Raw genomic sequence first — 18892 nt, 5'->3', positions numbered from 1 at the left:
GTGACGTTCCATCTGACGCTTCCGGAGGGCCGCGAGCTCGCGCTCGGGGCCCTTCCGGGCGTCATGGCGATCCTGAACGTCACTCCCGACTCCTTCAGCGACGGCGGACGCTTCGCGAGCGCGGAGGCGGCCGGCGAAGAAGGCATGCGGTTCGCCCAGCTGGGTGCCGCGATTCTCGACATCGGAGGAGAGAGCACGCGGCCCAGAGGGGCAACCTACGGAGCGGGGGCTACGGAGGTTTTCTTAGAAGGTGAATTGGGCAGGGTGCTCCCCGTTCTCTCTTACCTTCGAAGAAATCTCCCGTCTTTCCCTCTCTCTGTGGACACGCGGCGCGTGGAAGTGGCGCGGGCGGCGCTCGACGCGGGCGCCGACATGGTGAACATCGTCACAGGCCTCGACATCCCCGACGAAATGCTCTCGCTCGTCGCCGCCCGCGGCGCGGCCCTGGTCGTCAACCACTGCCGTGGAACCCCCTCTTCCACCTTCGAAGAATCTTCTTTCCAGAACGTGACCCATGAAGTGGCGGAAGATCTTCGCGCCACCCGTGAGCGCGCGCTCTCCTTCCGAATCCCAGCAGAGAATCTCTTCCTCGACCCCGGCCTCGGTTTCGGCAAGACGCCGGAGCAGAACTTCGCGCTCCTCGGCGCGCTCGACCGGCTCGCGCCGCCGGGCGTGGCGCTCGTCGTCGGCGCGTCGCGCAAGGCGTTTCTCGGGACCGTCGCAGGGGCGCCCGTTTCGGACCGCCTTCCAGAGTCGCTCGCGGCCGTGGCCGTCTGCGCGGAAGCGGCGCGGAAGCGGCCGATTCTCGTGCGCGTCCACGACGCCGGCGAGACGCTGCGTTTCCTCGCGACGCTGGGACGCGCGGGACGCCCGCCGCTCACGTAACATCGGATTCGAATGCGCAAATTCTTCGGCACCGACGGCATCCGCGGGAAGGCGGGCGAGCCGCCGCTGGACGCCGCGACGGTCTCGCGCGTCGGCGCCGCCCTCGCGGCGTCGCTCGGCCACGCGAACCCCACCGTCGTCGTGGGCTGCGACACGCGCGAGTCCTCGGGCGCCATCGTCCGGGCCCTGACTGGCGGCCTCACGAGGGCCGGAGGCCTCGTGCGGTTCGCGGGCGTCGTCCCGACGCCTGCCGTCGCGTTCCTCGCAAAGGAGCTCGGCGCCGACGCCGGCGTCGTCGTCTCGGCCTCGCACAACCCGTGGACGGACAACGGCGTGAAGATCTTCTCGGGACTCGGCCGCAAGCTTCCCGACGAGGTCGAGCTCGAGATCGAGCTTCTCCTCGAGTCGGCGGCGCCCGCGCCGCCCGCGCCCGCCGCCGTCGAGCCGGACCTCGGCCGGGCGTACGTGGACCATCTCGTCTCGACGCTTCCCCACCGTCTCGACGGCCTGAAGGTCGTGATCGACGCTGCGAACGGCGCCGCGTTCGAGGCGGCGCCCGCCGCCTTCGCAGCCGCTGGCGCGACCGTCATCGCCCGGAACGTCTATCCGGACGGGAAGAACATCAACGAGGCCTGCGGGGCGCTCCACCCCGGTGAGATGCGCGACGCCGTGCGCGTCGCCGGCGCCGACCTCGGAATCGCGCTCGACGGAGACGCCGACCGGATCATCGTCGCGGACGATGCGGGGACGCTCCTCGACGGAGACGACGTGCTCTTCCTCTGGACGCTCGAGATGGAGCGCGAGGGCAAGCGGCCCGACTCCGTCGTCGGCACCGTGATGTCGAACTGGGGGCTCGAGAAGGCGCTGAAGGAACGCGGCGTCGTGCTGCTTCGCGCGACCGTCGGCGACCGCTACGTCGTCGAGGAGATGGAGAGATCCGGCGCGCTTCTCGGCGGCGAGCAGTCCGGGCACCTCATCCGCGCCGACCTCACGACGACGGGCGACGGCACGCTCACGGGCCTGCATCTCGCGGCGCTCGTCGCGGCCTCGGGCATGAAGCTCTCCGCACAGCCCCGCTTCGCCCACACGCCGCAGGTCCTCCGAAACGTGAAGGTCAAGGAGCGCGTGCCGTTCGACGAGATCCCGGGCTTCGCGCCGCTGTGGCGCGCGGCCGAGGCGAGGATGTCGGGCGTCGGCCGCATCCTCCTGCGCTACTCGGGCACCGAGGCGCTCGCGCGCGTGATGGTCGAGGGCAGCGACGCCGTGCTCGTCGACGCGGTGGCGGCGGACCTCGCCGCGCACATCGGAGCGCGCCTCGGCGCCTGACCTCGTGGGACTCCCTCTCGAGCCGTCGGAAGAGCAGCTGCGGGCGCTTCTCGACGACGCCGTCCGGCGCGTCGTCGCCCACGTCAACTCGCTCCCGGCACAGCCGGCAGACGGCACCGCCGGGGCCGGCGCGCTTTCCCGATCGCTGATCGAACGAGAGGCTCCCGAGCAGGGAACCGCAGCCGGCCCGCTGCTGGATCTTCTGTTCGAGAAGGCGATTCCCGCGAGCTTCAACAACGCGGGGCCCGGCTTTCTGGCGTACATCCCCGGCGGCGGGCAGCCCTACGCCGCGGCCGCGGACCTCATCTCCGCTTCCGTGAACCGTTACACGGGCGTCTTCGCGCCCGCCCCCGCGCTCGTCCAGCTCGAGACGAACGTGATCCGCTGGTTCGCGCGCGCCGTGGGTTACCCGGGGAGCGCCGGCGGGTTCCTGACGTCCGGCGGATCGCTCGCGAACTTCTCCGCCGTCGTCGCGGCCCGCCACGAGAAGCTGCCCGAGAACTTTCTGAAGGGCACGCTCTACGTCTCCGACCAGGGCCACCACTGCGTTCGGAAGGCCGCGCTCCTCGCGGGCTTCCCGACGGCGAACCTGCGCGAGATTCCGTCCGACGGCGCGTTCCGGATGCGCCTCGACGCGCTCGCCGGCCGGGTGGCCGAGGACCGCGCTGCGGGCTTCACGCCGTTCCTCCTCGTCGCGAGCGCGGGTACGACGAACACGGGCGCGGTGGACGACCTCGACGCCCTCGCGGACTTCGCGGCGAAGGAGTCCCTGTGGCTGCACGCCGACGCCGCGTACGGCGGGTTCTTCGCGCTGACGGAGCGCGGCCGCGGGGCGCTCACGGGCCTCTCGCGCGCCGACTCGATCGTCCTCGACCCCCACAAGGGCCTCTTCATGCCCTACGGCTCGGGGTGCCTCCTCGTGAAGGACCCGGGCGCGCTCCGCCGCTCGCACAGCGTCCAGGCCCACTACATGCCCGGCATGCAGGAAGACCCCGACAGCGTCGACTTCTGCGAGATCTCGACCGAACTCTCGCGCAACTTCCGCGGCCTCCCCGTGTGGCTCGCAATCAAGCTTTGCGGCCTCGCGGCGTTTCGCGCCTCGCTGGACGAGAAGCTGGACCTGGCGCGGGTGGCCGTCGACGCCGTGCGGGAGATCCCCGGCGTGGCCATCGTCGCCGAGCCGCAGCTCTCCCTCTTCGCCTTCCGCCTTGCGCCGCCGGGCGCGTCCCTCGCGGATTCGAACCGCCTGAGCCGCGACCTCATGGCGCGCGTGAACGCCCGCCAACGCGTCCTCCTGACCGGGACTCTCCTCGGGGACGCATTCGCGCTCCGGATGTGCATCCTGAGCTTCAGGACGCACGCCGACCGGGTCCGCATGGCGCTCGACGACCTGAGGGACGCCGCGGCAGCGCTCCAGAGGGAATAATCCGGGTCCGAACCGACTAACGTAGTTGTGGACATGCACCGCCGCCGCCTCGTCCTCGCCGCGACCCTCCCCATCCTCGCCGCCGGCGCCCTCCTCGTGGCCGGCCCCGAGCCCTCATCCAAAGGAGCTCCGATGACCGCGTCCGCGTCGCCCGCCGCCTCACACGACCGCGTGATCAAGACCGACGAGGAGTGGAAGAAGATCCTGACGCCCGCGCAGTACAACGTCACGCGTAAGAAGGGCACCGAGCGCGCGTTCACGGGCCCGAACTGGGACAACCACGCCAGGGGCACCTACTCGTGCGTGTGCTGCGATCTCCCGCTCTTCGACTCGGAAACGAAGTTCGAGTCCGGGACGGGCTGGCCGAGCTTCTGGCAGCCCATCGCGAAGGGCGCCGTCCGCGAAGAGAGCGACAACACCTTCTTCACGGTCCGCACGGAGGTCCTCTGCCGCCGCTGCGACGCGCACCTCGGCCACGTCTTCCCCGACGGGCCGAAGCCGACCGGCCTCCGTTACTGCATGAACGGGACGGCCCTGAAGTTCACTCCGGCGAAATGACCTCGTGCAGGTGCTCGCGCGCCGCGTCCGCGCGGCGCGCCATGTCGGCCGCGAGGGCCGGCAGGAGCCCCGGCAGGTGGAGCGCGTTCGGGACGAACCTCACGTAACAGAGCCGCGGGGCACCGGCGAGAGTCCCGAACTCGAAGCTCGCCTCGGGCGACTCGATCGTCCAGGCGCCCGTCGCGTCGATCGCGAACGGCATCTCGCGCTCCTTCAGGTTGAGGTTCAGGGCGACGTCGGGCGTCGCAGGAGCGGCGTCGGCGGGCAGGAAGAGGCGGATGAAGACGCCCGTCCCCATCTCCGGGTGGCGCTCGGAGTGCCGCGCCTGCAGGAGCGCCGAGAGTCGTGGGCCGAGCGGATGCGTGCCCTCGAGCGGGTCGAGGAACGGCAGCCGGGCGTCCAGCCCCCGCGGCGAGGCTTCCGCGCGCGCGCCGAACGGACCGAGCGCGTCCGCGGCGGCATGCCAGTCGGCGGGGTCCGTGAACCGGGAGAGGTGCTTGCCCTCGGGGGCGATCCGCGCCGAGAGCAGGTCGAGCATTCCGTCCGGGTGCGGACGCGAGCCGGACTTCGGATGCTCGCTCGCGGCGGCGGGCAGGCCGAGCTCGTCCTCCAGCCCCTCGCGCCCGCCCTCGGCATAGATCGCCTGAAGGGCCGCCGACGCCGAGAGGAAGCCGAGCGCGACGGGCGCCGTCTCCTTCGTGACGAGGGCCGCAGACCAGAGCCGGACCACGCCGTCCTCGCGGTCGACCACGAAGGACGCAAGCGGCGGATAGCGCAGCAGGTCCGCGAGGACGGCCGCCTGCCGGACCGTGACGGCGTCCGCGAAGAGGACATCCGTCTCGACGTGCACGCGGCTCGCCGCACCCTCGCCCTCGCCGACCGGCTCCTCGGCGTGGACGCGCTGCACGACCCGGTGCGGCCACCAGGAGAACGAACGCTCGTCCCGGAGCGCCCATGCGTCGTCGATCAGGAGACGCGCGTAGAGGTCGTCGACGAAGCCGGGGCCCGGGTCGAAGGGGGTGGAGCTCAAGTTCCCTCGCCGCCGGGCAGCGCGTGCTCCACGATCACGTATTCGGCCACGGGCCTGCCGCCCACGAGGTGCTCCGTGATGATCCGCTCGAGGACCGGCGGGTCGCAGTCCCGGTACCACGTCCCCTCGGGATAGACGACGGCGATCGGGCCGCCCGCGCAGACGCGCAGGCAGTTCGCCCGCGTCCGGAGAACTTCGCCCGAGTCCGCGAGGCCGAGCTCCCTGAGGCGCGCCTTGAGGTAGTCCCACGCGGCGACGCCGCGGTCCCGGTCGCAGCACTTCGGCTTCGCGGGGTCCGAGCACAGGAAGATGTGCCGCCGCGCGTTCGGGATCCCGAGCGACCGGGCGATCCCCGCGAGCCCCCCGGTCGAATCGTCCCGCTCGTCCATGAGGGGAGAAGGATAATCCCCGGCATGAAGATCTTCGTCACCGGCGCCACCGGCCACATCGGATTCCGCGTCGCGACGGCGCTCCGCCGCCGCGGCCACCACGTCCTCGGCCTCACGCGCACCGACGCGGGCGCGGCCCGCCTCGAGCGCCACGAGATCCACGCCGTCCAGGGCGCCCTCCAGGACCCCGGCAGCTGGAGGGGCGCCGAGGACTGCTCGACGCTGATCCACGTCGCCGCCGACTACACGACGGACACGATGGCCCTCGACCGGGCGGCCGTGCATTCGCTCCTGTCCCTCGCCGGGCGGGGGGCGGGCGTCAAGACGGTGGTCTACACGAGCGGCGTCTGGGTCTACGGGCCTACGGGCGACACGCTCGTCGACGAGACGTCGCCGCTCGCGCCGCTCCCGATGACTCTTCCGCGCCTCGAAACCGAGAAGGCCGTTCTCACGACGCACGGCGTGAAGGGGCTCGTGTTCCGGCCCGGCTGCGTCTACGGCTACGGCGGCAGCATGACGGCCTCGTGGTTCGCGGGCGCGGCGGCCGGCAACCTCGAGGTCGTGGGCGACGGCTCGAACCGCTGGGCGACCGTCCACGCGGACGACGTCGCGGACGCGTACGTCCGCGCGATCGAGAGCGGGCTCGCGGGCGAGGTCTTCAACGTGACGGACCGCTCGCGCGCGCCGGTCCGCCGGCTCGTCCTCGCCGCGGCGCGCGCCGCCGGGTTCGGAGGCGAGATCCGCTGGATCCCGCTCGCGGAGGCGCAGAAGACGATGGGCGACTTCGCGACCGCGCTCGCGTTCGACCAGCACGTCGACTCGCGCAAGGCCGTCGCGCGCCTCGGCTGGCAGCCGACGCACGGCGGCTTCGAGGACGAGGCGGCCACGTACTACGCCTCCTGGAAGGCGGCGCAGGGCTGAAGGATCGCCTCGCTCAGCCGAAGCGCGCCCGGTAGTCGTCGCGGCTCGCCGCAAGGACGGCGAGGGCCTCGTCGCGCCCGTAGACGTGCGTGATCTCGACGGACTGGGCCGGCTCGCCGGGTTTCTGCTTGTACGTGAGGAAGTAGTGGCGGAGCCGGTCCACGAGCGACTTCGGCATCTCGGTGACGTCCGCGAGCGCGCCGTAGACGGCGTCGCCCTTGAGAACGGCGAGGATCTTGTCGTCCACCTCGTCGTTGTCGAGCATCCTGAAGCCGCCGATCGGGACGGCGGGCACGAGGATCTGCGCGTGCGTGATGGGCTTCTCCGTGAGGACGCAGACGTCCATCGGATCGCCGTCGCCCTTGAGCCCCGTGCGGCCGGTCTTCTCCTCGCAGACCTTCGCGACGCGCGTCCCGCAGAACGTACGCGGGACGAGCCCGTAGAGCGTCGGGCACACGTTCGAGAAGAGCTGGGGCCTGTCCACCTTCAGGATGCCGGTCGCCTTGTCGAGCTCGTACTTGACGGTGTCCGTCGGGACGATTTCGATGAACGCCGTGAAGACGGCCGGGAACTCCGGGCCGGGGTCCACGCCGTGCCAGGGGTGGGCCGCGAACTGCGCTGGTACGTCCATGCGTCAAGGTTATCCTGAGCGCGATGGAAGCGCTCTCGGCCGCCGACCGCGCGGCGATCGCGTCTCACGGGCTGACCGAGGCGGAAGTCGCGCGGCAGCTTGCGCTCTTCCGCGAGTCGCCCGCCCCCCAGAGGCTCGCGCGCGCCGCGACGACCGGCGACGGCGTCCTGAGCCTCGCCGAGAAGGACCACGCGGAGCTCCTCGCGCTGGCCGACGAAGCCGCTCGGGCCGGGCGGCTCACGAAGTTCGTGCCGGCCTCGGGCGCTGCGAGCCGGATGTTCGAGTTCCTCGGCGCGGGCGGAGAGGAGACCGCCGAGAGGAAGAGATTCTTCGAAAGCAGGGGGGCGTTCGCGTTCGGCGACTCCGGCGATCTCGGTGCTCTCGGTGCTCTCGCGGCAACACCCAAGGGGCTTCTGCCGTTTCACAAGTACCCGGACGGCCCAAGAACCCCTTTCGAAGAACATCTTTATGAGGCCGCTGGTACTGTGCTCGACGCCGCCGGGCTCTGCCGCGTCCATTTCACCGTGTCGCCCGAGCATCGCAAGGCTTTCGAGGACAAGCTCGCGGAGATCCGGCCGCGCGTCGAGCGCGCGACGGGCGCGCGTTTCTCGGTCTCGTTCTCGGAGCAATCTCCCTCGACCGACACGATCGCGGGCGGCGCGGACGGAGGCCCTTTCCGCACGGCCTCCGGCGGCCTCCTCTTCCGCCCCGGCGGGCACGGAGCGCTGCTGAAGAATCTCGGCGACGTGGCGCGCGCGGGCGGCGACGTCGTCCTCGTGAAGAACGTCGACAACGTCGTCCCGGACGCGCGCCGCGGCCCGACCCTCCTGTGGAAACGGCTCCTGACCGGCCTCCTCGTCGAGCTCGAGCGCGCGAGCCGTCGCGACCGCCCCATCCGGGTCTGCGGCGTCGTGCGCAACGAGGGCGAGCCCGGCGGCGGGCCGTTCTGGGTAGCCGGGCCGCAGGGCGAGAGCCTCCAGATCGTCGAGTCGGCACAGGTGGACCTCGCCGACCCGGGTCAGGCCGCCATCTGGAGGACCGCCACCCACTTCAATCCCGTCGACCTCGCCTGCTCCCTCAGAAACACGGCCGGCGACCCCTTCGACCTCGGCCGTTTCGTGGACGAGAACGCAGTCTTCATCGCCTCGAAGACCAACGAGGGAAGGCCGCTCAAAGCATTGGAGCGGCCAGGGTTATGGAACGGAGCGATGGCCTTCTGGGAGACCGCCTTCGTCGAGGTCCCGAAGGAGACGTTCGCTCCAGTCAAGACCGTCCTCGACCTCCTCCGGCCCGAGCACCGCTCCTGAACGCCGCGTAAAAGGCCCGCTTCACGCGGCAGGGGTATCCTTCCCCTCCCGTCACGGGCCCCGCCATGTTTCACAACGAACCCCGACCCAAGCGCCGCCGCAAGCTCGTCCTCGTCGAATCCGAGCCGTCCGCCGCGCCCGTTCCGGCGGGCCCCGGGCAGCCCCTCCTGAACCGCGAGCTCTCGTGGCTCGCGTTCAACCAGCGGGTCCTCGACGAGGCGTTCGACGAGCGCTGGCCGCTCCTCGAGCGCCTGAAGTTCCTCTGCATCACGGAGACGAACCTCGACGAGTTCTTCATGATCCGCGTGTCGGGCCTCCTCGACCAGCTCTCCTCGGAGGTCGTCGAGCACGCGGACGACCGCCTCCAGCCGGCCGAGGCGCTCGCGCAGATCCGGACGACGGTCCAGGAGATGGAGGCGCGCCAGACCGCCTGCCTCGTGGCCGACCTCCTTCCGAAGCTGGCCGCCAGCGGGATCGCCGTGCTGACGTGGGACGCCCTCACCGAGGAGCAGCGCACGGGCGCGACCGCGTACTTCCGGCGGAACGTCCTGCCCGTCCTCACGCCTCTCGCCGTGGACCCGGGCCACCCGTTCCCGTTCCTCTCGAACCTCTCGATGAACTTCGCCGTCGAGGTGAAGAACCCCGAGACCGGCGACGTGAAATTCGCGCGCGTGAAGGTGCCGCAGGTCCTGCCGCGCCTCCTCCCGCTGCGCGAGATCCTCGAGGGCAAGAAGAAGGTCAAGCCGGAGAAGGCCGAGTTCCTCTTCCTCGAGTCCCTGCTGCAGGCGAACCTCGCCGACCTCTTCCCCGGCCTCGAAATCGTCTCGTCGCACCTCTTCCGGGTGACGCGCGACGCCGACATCGAGATCCAGGAGGACGAGGCCTCGGACCTCCTCGCGACGATCGAGCAGGAGGTCCGCCGCCGCCGCTTCGGGGCCGTCGTGCGCCTCGAGGTGGCCCCGAAGACGCCGAAGCGCGTCCGCAAGCTCCTCGTCAAGCAGCTCGAGATCACGGAGAACGAGATCTACGAGGTGGACGGGCCGCTCGGCCCGGGCGACCTCATGTCGCTCCTGAAGCTCGACCGCCGCGATCTCAAGGACGCCCCGTTCTCGCCAGCCGTGCCGGCGATCCTCACCCAGCCCGACACGTCGATCTTCGCGGCGATCCGCGCCGGCGACATCCTCCTCCACCACCCGTACGACTCGTTCTCGCCGGTCGTCGAGATGATCGAGCGGGCGTCGGAGGACTCGAAGACGGTCGCGATCAAGATGACGCTCTACCGGACGAACCCCGACTCGGGGCTCATCCCGGCCCTCGTCCGCGCGGCCGAGAACGGCAAGCAGGTGGCCGTCCTCGTGGAGCTCAAGGCGCGCTTCGACGAGGTGAACAACATCACGTGGGCCAAGTCGCTCGAGCAGGCGGGCGTCCACGTGGTGTACGGCGTCGTCGGCCTCAAGACGCACGGGAAAATCGCCCTGGTCGTGCGCCGCGAGAAGGACGAGATCCGGCGATACGTCCACCTCGGGACGGGCAACTACAACTCCTCGACGGCGCGCACGTACACCGACATCGGCCTCATGACGTGTCGGCCCGAGTTCGGCGAGGACGCGACGCGCTTCTTCAACGCGCTCACGGCATTCGCCGGGCGGACGACGTACGCGCGCCTCGTGACCGCGCCGAAGGACCTCCACAAGTGGGTCCTCGAGGCCATCGCTCGGGAGACGGCGCACGCGCGCGCGGGCCGGCCGTCGGGCATCCGCGCGAAGATGAACGCGCTCGTCGACCCGAAAGTCATCGCCGCGCTCTACGAGGCGTCGCAGGCCGGCGTTCCGGTCGATCTCCTCGTGCGCGGCATCTGCTGCCTGAAGCCGGGCCTGGCGGGCGTCTCCGAGACGATCCGCGTCCGCTCGATCGTCGGCCGCTTCCTCGAGCACAGCCGCGCGTTCGTCTTCGAGAACGGCGGAGAGCGGGAGGTCTGGCTCTCGTCGGCGGACTGGATGCAGAGAAACTTCTTCCGCCGCGTCGAGATCGCGTTCCCGGTCGTGGAGCCCGCGCTCGCGAAGCAGGTCGTCGAGGCGCTCGACACGATGTGGCGGGACAACGTGCGCGCGCGCGAGCTGAAGGCCGACGGGACGTACGTGCGCCTCGTGCCGAAGGAAGGCGAGGCCGCGGTCGACTCGCAGACCCTCTTCGTCGAGGACGCGCGGCGGAGAGTGATGAAGGCCGTCGAGGCGTTCCAGAACCGCGGCGCCGAGGTCTTCGAGGCCGCCGAGCGCGCTGCGGGACCCGAGCCGGTCGAGACGGCGAGCTAGGTCCGGCGCTCCTACCGCTCGACCTCGAAGCTCGCGGGCGGGCTGAGGACGGGCTCCTGCGCCGTGAGGGTCGTGCCGTCGATGGGTACCACGATCAGGTGCGTGTTCGCGCCGAAGGCGACGTTCACCTCGTAGAACCCGTGCGGGGACACGGCGATGAGCGTCCCGGGCACCTGCTTCAGGTCGGCCATCGGGCACGTGACGTAGACCTTCAACGGGACGTCCATGGCGCTCTCCTCTTCGAGTGCACAGGATAGCGCGAGCCGCAGCGGCGCGCTGACCGGAAACGTGCGCTGGGTCACGGCGGGCGCGGACGTCCCGGGGGGACGATAGCGACGTGCCGCTTCTCGCCGCGCTTGCCCTCGTCCTGCCGTTCGCCGCGGCTCCGGCCCCGAAGCCGACGCTGCCGCCGACGCCACCCGGCGTCGCGATGCGGATGAGCGGCCTCTTCGCGACCGCGACGCCGGCCGTGCGCACGTGGGTCGACGGCGAGGCCCGGAAGCTGCGCCCCCTGCCCCGGATCGACGGGGCCGTCGTCGCCGCCGACGCGCGCCAGGCGTTCCCGGCCGCGCGGCCCCCGCTGACGCCCGTTCAGGCGGACCTTCTCGCCGCGATGGCCCTCTATCAGGTCGCGAACGACCTCGACAGCGAGGCTCGTCTCGCGGGGGACGCAGCACCGGAGAAGCTCGCGGACTACCAGAGCCGCAAGCGCGGGGTCATCGAGACGCTTTCGAACATCATGTCGAAGATCTCGACGACCCAGGATTCCCTCGTCCAGAACGTGAAGTAGACGGGCGCTACGGACCGTCCTCGCCGTCCTCGTCGCCGTCATCGTCCCCGACCGGTTCGCCGCGGTACTCCTTGAGCTTCCGCTGGAGCGTGCGCAGGCCGATGCCGAGCGCTTCGGCGGCCTTGCGGCGGTTGCCGCCCGAGATCTGGAGCGCCGTGAGAATCGCCTCACGCTCGATTTCGTCCATCGTCTTGCCCACGAGGCTGCCCCCGAACGCCGGCGCCTCGGCCGAACCGCCCGCGGGAGCCGCGCCCGCCTCGGGCGCGGGGGCCACGGACACCGCGGGAGCCGCGGCGGCCGGCGCCGGGAGCTTGACGGCGGCCCACTCCCCCGAGCGCGGCCGGCCCGGGGCGTGCGCGCGGATCGCGGGCGGGAGGTCCGCGACGTCGATGCGCGGGCCCGCGGCGAAGAGGACGGCGCTCTCGAGAACGTTCTTGAGCTCGCGCACGTTGCCCGGCCACTCGTACGCGACGAGGGCCGCGAGGGCGGCGGGCGTCGCGCCCGCGACGGACTTGCCGTGCTCCTCGGCGAAGAGCGCGCGGAAGCGCTCCACGAGGAGCGGGATGTCGTCCTTCCGCTCGCGCAGCGGCGGGATCTCGAGCGTGACCACCGAGAGGCGGTAGAAGAGGTCCTGGCGGAAGCGCCCGGCCTCGATCTCCTTGACGAGGTCGCGGTTCGTCGCCGCGACGAGCCGGAAGTCGACTTCCTTCGACTCGTTCCCGCCCACCGGCGTGACGCGCTTTTCCTCCAGGACGCGCAGGAACTTCACCTGCAGGTCCGGCGGCATCTCGGACACCTCGTCGAGGAAGAGCGTGCCCCCGGCCGCCTGCTCGATGCGGCCCATGCGCTTCACGAGGGCGCCCGTGAAGGCGCCGCGCTCGTGGCCGAACAGCTCGGACTCGATGATCTCGCGCGGGATCGCGCCGCAGTTCAGCGCCACGAAGGCGCGCCCGCGCCGCGGCGAGTTGTGGTGAAGCGCGTTCGCGACGAGCTCCTTGCCCGTGCCGGACTCGCCGACGAGGAGGACCGTGGTCTTCGCCGGTGAGACGACACGGAGCTTCTCGAAGAGACGCTCCATGGGCTTCGAGATCCCGAGGATCGCCTCGAAGCCGAAGCGCTTGTCGAGCCGCTCGCGCAGGTCGCGGATCTCGCCCGCCTGCCGCGCGCGCTTCAAGGCCGCCTCGGCGCGCAGGCGGAGGTCGTCCTTCGCGAGCGGCTTGGCGACGTAGTCGACGGTGCCGAGGGCCCGGGCCGAGAGGAGCGTCTCGACGTCGCCGTGCGCCGTCACGAGGAGGACCGCCACGTCGGGGCGCGCGGCCGCCAGCTCGGAGGCGAGCTCGAGACCGGTCTTGCCCGGCATCTTGAGGTCCGTCACGACGAGCGCGACCGACGGGTCCTCGACCGCGCGCTCGAGAGCGGAGTCCGCGTCGCCGAACTCTTCCACGCGGCGCCCGTCCGTCTGCAGCGTCAGCGCCATCGCCTTGCGGCTGGCGGCGTCGTCGTCGACGACGAGGACGAGCGGCGGCACGCTCACGCCTTGCCGCCCTTCAGCTCGCGGTCGAGATCGTCCTCGGTCCACACGGGGATCCCGAGGGCCTTCGCCTTGTCCAGTTTGCTCCCGGCCTCTTCGCCGGCGATGACCGCCGTCGTCTTCTTCGACACGCTCGAGCTCACTTTCCCACCCGCCATTTCGATCGCCTCGGCGGCCTCGTCCCGCGTCCGCCGGGGCAGGGTCCCCGTCAGGACGAAGATACCCCCGGACAGGGCTCCGCCCGGCCCCGCGGGCCCGGCTTCCTCCGTCATACGAACTCCGGCCCTGCCGAGTTTCTTCAGGAGGTTCCGGTTCGCCGGATGGGCGAACCAGTCGAGGATCCCGCGGGCGGTCTCGGGGCCGATCTCGGGGACGGACGTGAGGGCCTCCTCGTCGGCCGCCACGAGCGCGTCCATCGAGAGGAAGCGCCGCGCGAGGACCTTCGCCGTCTTCTCGCCGACCTGCCGGATCCCGAGGCCGAAGAGCAGCCGGGCGAGGCCCGCGCCCTTCGAGCGCTCGATCTCCGCGACCACGTTCGAGGCCGACTTCTCGCCCCAGCGCTCGAGCGGCGCGAGCTCGGCCGCCGCGAGGTCGTAGAGCGACGCGACGTCCTTCAGGAGGCCCGCCTCGCGCAGCTGCTCGATGCGCTCGTCGCCGAGCCCCTCCACGTCCATCGCGCGGCGTGTCACGAAGTGGCGGAGCGACTCGGCGACCTGCGCCGGGCAGCCCGGGTTCACGCACCGGACCGCGACCTCGCCTTCGCGCTGGACGACCGGCTCGCCGCAGGCCGGGCAGCGCGCGGGCATCGAGAACGCCTTCGCGCCATTCGGCCGCTTCTCGAGGAGGACGCGCGTGACCTTCGGGATCACGTCTCCGGCCTTCTCGACCGCGACGGTGTCCCCGATCCGCACGTCCTTGCGCGAAAGGTCCTCCATGTTGTGGAGCGTCGCGCGGCGCACCGTGGAGCCCGCGAGGAGGACGGGAGTGAACTCCGCGACCGGCGTCAGGACGCCCGTGCGCCCGACCTGCACGACGATGTCCGCGACCACGGTCGTCGCCTCCTCGGGCGGGTACTTGTAGGCGATCGCCCAGCGCGGGAATTTTGCCGTCTGGCCGAGACGCTTCTGGTCGGCGAGCGCGTCCACCTTCACGACGACGCCGTCCGTCTCGAACGGCAGCTCGTGGCGCTTCGCCTTCCACTCCTCTAGAAACTTCAGGACCCCCTCCACGTCGGACACGACCGTGCGATGGGGATTGACGGGGAGAGAGATTTCTTCGAGTAGTAAGAGGCTTTGGCTCTGGCGTTGCGGCTCGTCCGCGCCTTCCCATCGTGCGATGGAGTAGAGAAATGCCGACAGCTTCCGCTGTGCCGTGATTTTCGCGTCCAGGAGGCGCAGCGACCCCGCCGCCGAGTTCCGGGGGTTCGCGAAGAGCGGCTCCCCCGCCTCCTCGCGCGCGGCGTTGAGCCGCGCGAAAGACGCCTTCGACATGTAGACCTCGCCGCGCACCTCGAGAACGGCGGGAATATTCACCTTCAAAGAGATCTTCCGCGCCGCGCGAGCGGCGTGCAGATCCAACGGGACGGCATGGATCGTCTTCACATTGGGGGTGACGTCCTCCCCCGTCGTCCCGTCCCCACGCGTCGCGGCGCGGGCGAGGCGGCCGCCCTCGTAGACGAGCGACACCGAGAGGCCGTCGATCTTCAGCTCGCAGACGAACTCGGGCGTCCGGCCGAGACGGTCCACCACGCGGTCCGCCCAGGCCTTCAGCTCCTCCGGCGAATAGGCGTTCTCGAGCGAGAGGAGCGGGATCTCGTGCTTCACGTTCGGGAGGCTGGAGACCGGGGGCCCGCCCACGCGCTGCGTCGGGGAGTCCGGGGTCACGAGGTCGGGATGCGCCGCCTCCAGCGCGATCAGCTCGCGCAGGAGCGCGTCGTACTCGGCGTCCGTGATCTCGGGGCGGTCCTCCACGTAATAGAGCCTCGCGTGCTTCGAGATCTCCTCGCGCAGCTCGGCCGCGCGCGCCGCGGGGGCCTTCGTCTTCGCCACGGGCCCGATTCTAGGCGGCGAGGCCGCCGATCGCCCTGCTAGCATCCCCCGTCGTGATCCACCCTCGCGCCGCGCGGCTGGCCGCCCTCGCCGCACTCCTCGCCGCCACGCGTCTCGACGCGGGCCCCCGCGTGCCGCCGGTCGCCTCGTACACGATCGAGGCGTCCGTGAACACCGAGCACGTCGTCGCGGGCAAGGAGACCGTCCGCTTCACGAACCGCACGACGCATGCCTTCACGGACCTCGCGCTCCACCTGTACCTCAACGCGTGGCGGAACGACCGCTCGACGTGGCTCGTCGAGCAGGCCCGCGGCGGCGGGCGCGGCGACCGCGGCCTCGCCGCGAAAGACCCGGCGCGCTGGGGCTGGTCGGAGATCCACCGGATCGCCCTCGACGACGGCACGGACCTGACACCCGGCTTGAAGTACGTCTCCCCCGACGACGGCAACCCGGACGACCGCACGCTCGTCTCGGTCCCGCTGCCGCGGCCCGTCGCCCCGGGCGAGACGCTCGTCTTTCGCGTGGACTGGGAGGCGAAGTTTCCGCGCGCCGTGGCGCGGACCGGCTGGAAGGACGACTACCTTCTCGGCGCGCAGTGGTTCCCGAAGCTCGGCGTGGCGACGGACGCCGGCTGGAACGCCCACCAGTTCCACGCGGGCACAGAGTTCTTCGCGGACTTCGGCGACTACGACGTGACGCTCGCCTTGCCCGCGGCGGACAAAGGGCACATCGGGGGAACCGGCGTCCTCAAGGAAGAGACCGAGCTCGCGGGCGGCCTCGTGCGCGCGCGCTTCGTCGCCGAGGACGTCCACGACTTCGCGTTCGCGGCCTGCCCACGCTTCGAGGTCGTGCGCGACACGTTCAGCGCGAAGGGTCTCCCGAACGTCGACATCGTCCTCCTCCTGCAGCCCGACCACCGCCCTCTCCGGGACCGATACCTGAAGGCGACGAAGGTCGGCCTCGAGGACTTCGGGACCCGCTACCTCCCGTACCCCTACCCCGTCGTGACGGTCGTCGACCCGCCGTGGGGGAGCCACACGGAGGGAATGGAGTACCCGACGCTCTTCGTCGGCGGCGGCCGCGAGATCGCGCCGAAGAAGGCCCACTCGCCCGAGAGCGTCACGATCCACGAGTACGGCCACCAGGTCTTCTACGGGATGCTGGCGTCGAACGAGGTCGAGGAGGCGCACCTCGACGAGGGGTTCAATTCTTACGCCACGGCGAAGGCGCTCGAGGCCGCGTACGGCAACCCGTCCCTCGTCGTCCGTTTCTACGGCCTCCCCGTGACGTTCGCGGGCGTGACCGTGCCGTATCCCTTCGGTTCGACGGACCGCTTCCACCGCTGGCAGCTCGCCTCGCGCTCGGACGCCCAGGCCGTCCCCTCGTACCGCCAGCTGAACGGCGACGCCGTCCGCAACAACGCGTACCTCCGCACGACGCTGCTCCTCCGATCGTGCGAGCGCACGTTCGGCGAAGGCCTCTGGGCGAAGGTCATGAAGACGTACGCGACGCGATTCGCCTTCGAGCACCCGACGACGGCCGACTTCCTCGGCGTCGTGAGCGAGGTCGCGGGCGCGGGCGCGGCCGGCTCCTTCGCAGGGATCGTCGCGACGGCGGGTTCGGTGGACTACGCCGTCACGTCGGTCGAGACGCGCGAGGCGTCCGGCCTCACGGGCTTCTCGGGCGAGGGGTCCGAACGGAAATTCGAAGCCGCGAAGAAGGGCGGGGCGGGCACGTACGAGTCCACCGTCGTCGTTCAGCGCTACGGCGAGGCGGTCTGGCCGGTCGACGTCGTCTTCACGTTCGCGGACGGCTCGACGCTGATGCGGCCATGGTCCGGCGCCGACTCCTGGATCCGATGGAAGCTCCGCGGGCCGAAGCTCGTCTCGGCCGAGGTCGACCCGGCGCGCAAGTGCCTGCTCGACGGCAATACGCTGAACAATGGCCGCCGCACGGAGCCCGACCCGCGCGCCTCGCGCGCGTGGACCGCACGGTTCATGTTCTGGGCGCAGAACCTCCTCGAGGCGTTCTCCCTGCTCGGATGGACGGTGATCCCGTGAAGCGCGACTCCGTCCTCGTTCTCGCCTCGCGCGGCGTCCTCTCGGCGCTCGGCACGTGGAAGGCGCTCCTCCTCGCGCTCGTCTTCAACCTCCTCCTCGCGTACGCGTTCGCGCACCCCGTGAACGCGGCGCTGCGGCAGGCGCTGGACAAAAGCCCGTGGGCGGCCCGGCTCGCCGCGGCGAACGCGCCCCTCTTCGAGTTCTACGGCGAGATCTCGCGGGCCCGCCCGGACGTCTTCGGCGACCTGTCCGCGTGGGACGCGATCGCGACCGGCGACGACGGCGAGCGCGGGGCCGGCCGACGCAGGCCGCTCTCCGGGTTCCTGAGCACGACCGGCCTCGCGAGCTCCGCCGCCGGCTTCGCGGTCCTCGCGGCGGCGCTCGCGGCGCTCCTCGCGGGGGGCTTCGCGGGGCGCTTCGGCGCGGAAGAGGACCGCGGCAGCCTCGCGGCCTTCGGAGCCGACGCCGCGCGTTTCGCGCCGGCCTCGCTCCTCCTCGGCGCGCTCTCGCTCGCCGGGATCGCCGCCGCGTACCGCTGGATCTACGTGGCAACCGGCACCCTCTACGAGGCCGAGGACCTGCGCTACGAGTGGGAGGCGATTCTCCTCTCCCTCCTGAGGCTCGGCGCGTTCCTCGTCGCCGCCGCGCTCGTGCGCCTCGTCGTCCTCTACACGCGCGCGGCAATGGGACGCGCGGGGAGGGCGAACCTCGTCGGCGCGTTCGGGACCGCACTCGGGTTCCTCGCGCGCCGGCCGGCCCGGGCGCTCGCGCTCGAAGTCCTCTTCGGCGCCTTCGGCATCCTGCCCCTGCTCCTCTGGGCGCTCCTCGCGCCCGTGTGGGACGGGAAGGACGCCGCCGCCCTCGCTCTCGTCGTTCTCGGCCAGCAGGTCGTCGTGTTCCTCCGCATCCTCGCCCGCGCCGCGCACCTCGGCGCCGCATCGGCGTTCCTCGCGCGGGCGTCCGAGTCGCCCGCGACGGCGCCGTCGCCGAAGCTCACGTCCGAGTCCGAGCCCGCGGCGGAGCCGGCGCCCGGGTCGTGAACGCGATCGCCCTCCGCTCGAAGACACCGGTCGCCTGGGCCGACCGCGTCCTCGCCCCGGAGAACCTCCCGGCGTTCCTCGCCGACCACGCCGTCTGCGAATTGCAGGCCTCCGTGTATGCGCTCTCGCTCGTCGGCTCCTACCCCGGCGTGCCGGGCCTCGCGGACGCGCTCTCGGCGCTCGCCGCCGAGGAGCTCACGCACTTCCGCAAAGCGTCGCGCGAGGCGAAGCACCACGGCGCGCCGCTGCACACGAAGCGCCGCAACTGGTACGTCGCCGGGCTGCGCGCGGCCTGCCGCAGCGGGGCCGAGCCCGCCCGCGGTCTCGATCTCCTCCTCGTCGCCGCGCTCATCGAGGCCCGCAGCCACGAGCGCTTCGAGCGCCTGCTCGAGCGCGTCACGGACCCGCGCCTCGCGAAGTTCTACGGCGAGCTCGCCGAGGCCGAGGCCCGGCACGGCCCGGTCTACCTCGATCTCGCGGCGGCGCACGCGGGCGACGCGGCGACCGAGAAGAGACTCGACGAGATGCTCGACGTGGAGGCTGCCGCCCTCGCGGCGGTCCCCCGGCGCGAAATCGCCGTCCACGGGGCGGCCTGATCCCCGACTGATCCGTTTGCTTCATGGCGCCGGGCCGGCGCC

At 71.4% G+C, this 18892-nt stretch carries 17 protein-coding genes; 11 read left to right on the top strand and 6 right to left on the bottom strand.

What is annotated here, in order from left to right:
- From folP to msrB, 4 genes are read left to right on the top strand one after another with little or no spacing between them, the layout of a single operon-like run.
- The gene (gene folP / locus IPL89_06395) at positions 1-885 is read left to right on the top strand and encodes a dihydropteroate synthase (protein MBK9062811.1); all 885 of its coding nucleotides are present in this window, start codon (positions 1-3) and stop codon (positions 883-885) included.
- 12 nt (positions 886-897) lie between these two features.
- Complete coding sequence (glmM, locus tag IPL89_06390) at positions 898-2211, top strand: phosphoglucosamine mutase (GenBank protein MBK9062810.1); 1314 nt, start codon at positions 898-900, stop codon at positions 2209-2211.
- Positions 2212-2248: 37 nt separating this feature from the next.
- Positions 2249-3637, top strand: a complete 1389-nt coding sequence (locus tag IPL89_06385) for a decarboxylase (protein ID MBK9062809.1) — start codon at positions 2249-2251, stop codon at positions 3635-3637.
- A 33-nt stretch (positions 3638-3670) separates the two neighbouring features.
- The gene (msrB, locus tag IPL89_06380) at positions 3671-4195 is read left to right on the top strand and encodes a peptide-methionine (R)-S-oxide reductase MsrB (protein MBK9062808.1); all 525 of its coding nucleotides are present in this window, start codon (positions 3671-3673) and stop codon (positions 4193-4195) included.
- On the opposite strand, the gene IPL89_06375 is transcribed toward msrB, so the two are convergent.
- Positions 4179-5225: a hypothetical protein gene (locus IPL89_06375; GenBank protein ID MBK9062807.1), complete on the bottom strand. Its 1047-nt coding sequence runs from the start codon at positions 5223-5225 to the stop codon at positions 4179-4181. The two genes, msrB and IPL89_06375, sit on opposite strands and share 17 nt — an antisense overlap.
- Positions 5222-5614, bottom strand: a complete 393-nt coding sequence (locus IPL89_06370; protein MBK9062806.1) for a (2Fe-2S) ferredoxin domain-containing protein — start codon at positions 5612-5614, stop codon at positions 5222-5224. The genes IPL89_06375 and IPL89_06370 overlap by 4 nt, the downstream gene beginning before the upstream one ends.
- A 24-nt stretch (positions 5615-5638) precedes the next feature.
- Between IPL89_06370 and IPL89_06365 the strand changes: the two genes are divergently transcribed.
- Complete coding sequence (locus IPL89_06365) at positions 5639-6535, top strand: NAD-dependent epimerase/dehydratase family protein (GenBank protein MBK9062805.1); 897 nt, start codon at positions 5639-5641, stop codon at positions 6533-6535.
- 13 nt (positions 6536-6548) lie between these two features.
- Here the strand turns inward: IPL89_06365 and IPL89_06360 are convergent, their stop codons facing one another.
- On the bottom strand, positions 6549-7166 hold the full coding sequence (locus IPL89_06360; GenBank protein ID MBK9062804.1) for an inorganic pyrophosphatase: 618 nt from the start codon (positions 7164-7166) through the stop codon (positions 6549-6551).
- 23 nt (positions 7167-7189) lie between these two features.
- Between IPL89_06360 and IPL89_06355 the strand changes: the two genes are divergently transcribed.
- Both IPL89_06355 and ppk1 read left to right on the top strand, forming a co-directional pair.
- Positions 7190-8473, top strand: a complete 1284-nt coding sequence (locus IPL89_06355) for a DUF4301 family protein (GenBank protein MBK9062803.1) — start codon at positions 7190-7192, stop codon at positions 8471-8473.
- 65 nt (positions 8474-8538) lie between these two features.
- Positions 8539-10785, top strand: coding sequence for a polyphosphate kinase 1 (gene ppk1 / locus IPL89_06350; protein MBK9062802.1), 2247 nt, complete (start codon positions 8539-8541; stop codon positions 10783-10785).
- 11 nt (positions 10786-10796) lie between these two features.
- Here ppk1 and IPL89_06345 read toward each other — a convergent pair whose 3' ends face one another.
- Complete coding sequence (locus IPL89_06345; protein MBK9062801.1) at positions 10797-11012, bottom strand: hypothetical protein; 216 nt, start codon at positions 11010-11012, stop codon at positions 10797-10799.
- 110 nt (positions 11013-11122) lie between these two features.
- Here IPL89_06345 and IPL89_06340 point away from each other — a divergent pair, with 110 nt between their 5' ends.
- On the top strand, positions 11123-11575 hold the full coding sequence (locus IPL89_06340) for a hypothetical protein (GenBank protein MBK9062800.1): 453 nt from the start codon (positions 11123-11125) through the stop codon (positions 11573-11575).
- Between the two features lie 7 nt (positions 11576-11582).
- Here IPL89_06340 and IPL89_06335 read toward each other — a convergent pair whose 3' ends face one another.
- Positions 11583-13109 carry a sigma-54-dependent Fis family transcriptional regulator gene (locus IPL89_06335; GenBank protein MBK9062799.1) on the bottom strand — a complete coding sequence of 509 codons (1527 nt, stop codon included), beginning with the start codon at positions 13107-13109 and terminating at the stop codon, positions 11583-11585.
- Entirely contained in the window at positions 13106-15199 is a 2094-nt protein-coding gene (ligA, locus tag IPL89_06330) for an NAD-dependent DNA ligase LigA (protein ID MBK9062798.1), read from the bottom strand. Before ligA ends, IPL89_06335 begins: the two co-directional genes overlap by 4 nt.
- 8 nt (positions 15200-15207) lie before the next feature.
- Between ligA and IPL89_06325 the strand changes: the two genes are divergently transcribed.
- The 3 genes from IPL89_06325 to IPL89_06315 are packed head-to-tail and all read left to right on the top strand — an operon-like array spanning position 15208 to position 18850.
- Complete coding sequence (locus tag IPL89_06325) at positions 15208-17214, top strand: M1 family metallopeptidase (protein ID MBK9062797.1); 2007 nt, start codon at positions 15208-15210, stop codon at positions 17212-17214.
- Positions 17211-18254, top strand: a complete 1044-nt coding sequence (locus tag IPL89_06320; protein ID MBK9062796.1) for a hypothetical protein — start codon at positions 17211-17213, stop codon at positions 18252-18254. Before IPL89_06325 ends, IPL89_06320 begins: the two co-directional genes overlap by 4 nt.
- Positions 18251-18850 (top strand): tRNA-(ms[2]io[6]A)-hydroxylase, encoded by a 600-nt coding sequence (locus tag IPL89_06315; GenBank protein MBK9062795.1) that lies wholly within the window; start codon positions 18251-18253, stop codon positions 18848-18850. Before IPL89_06320 ends, IPL89_06315 begins: the two co-directional genes overlap by 4 nt.
- The last annotated feature ends 42 nt before the right edge of the window (positions 18851-18892 follow it).

Source organism: Acidobacteriota bacterium (assembly GCA_016716715.1).
Taxonomy (GTDB): Bacteria; Acidobacteriota; Thermoanaerobaculia; order UBA5066; family UBA5066; genus Fen-183.
Note: the sequence above shows the minus strand (reverse complement) of the source record. Positions and strands in the feature narration are given on the sequence as shown.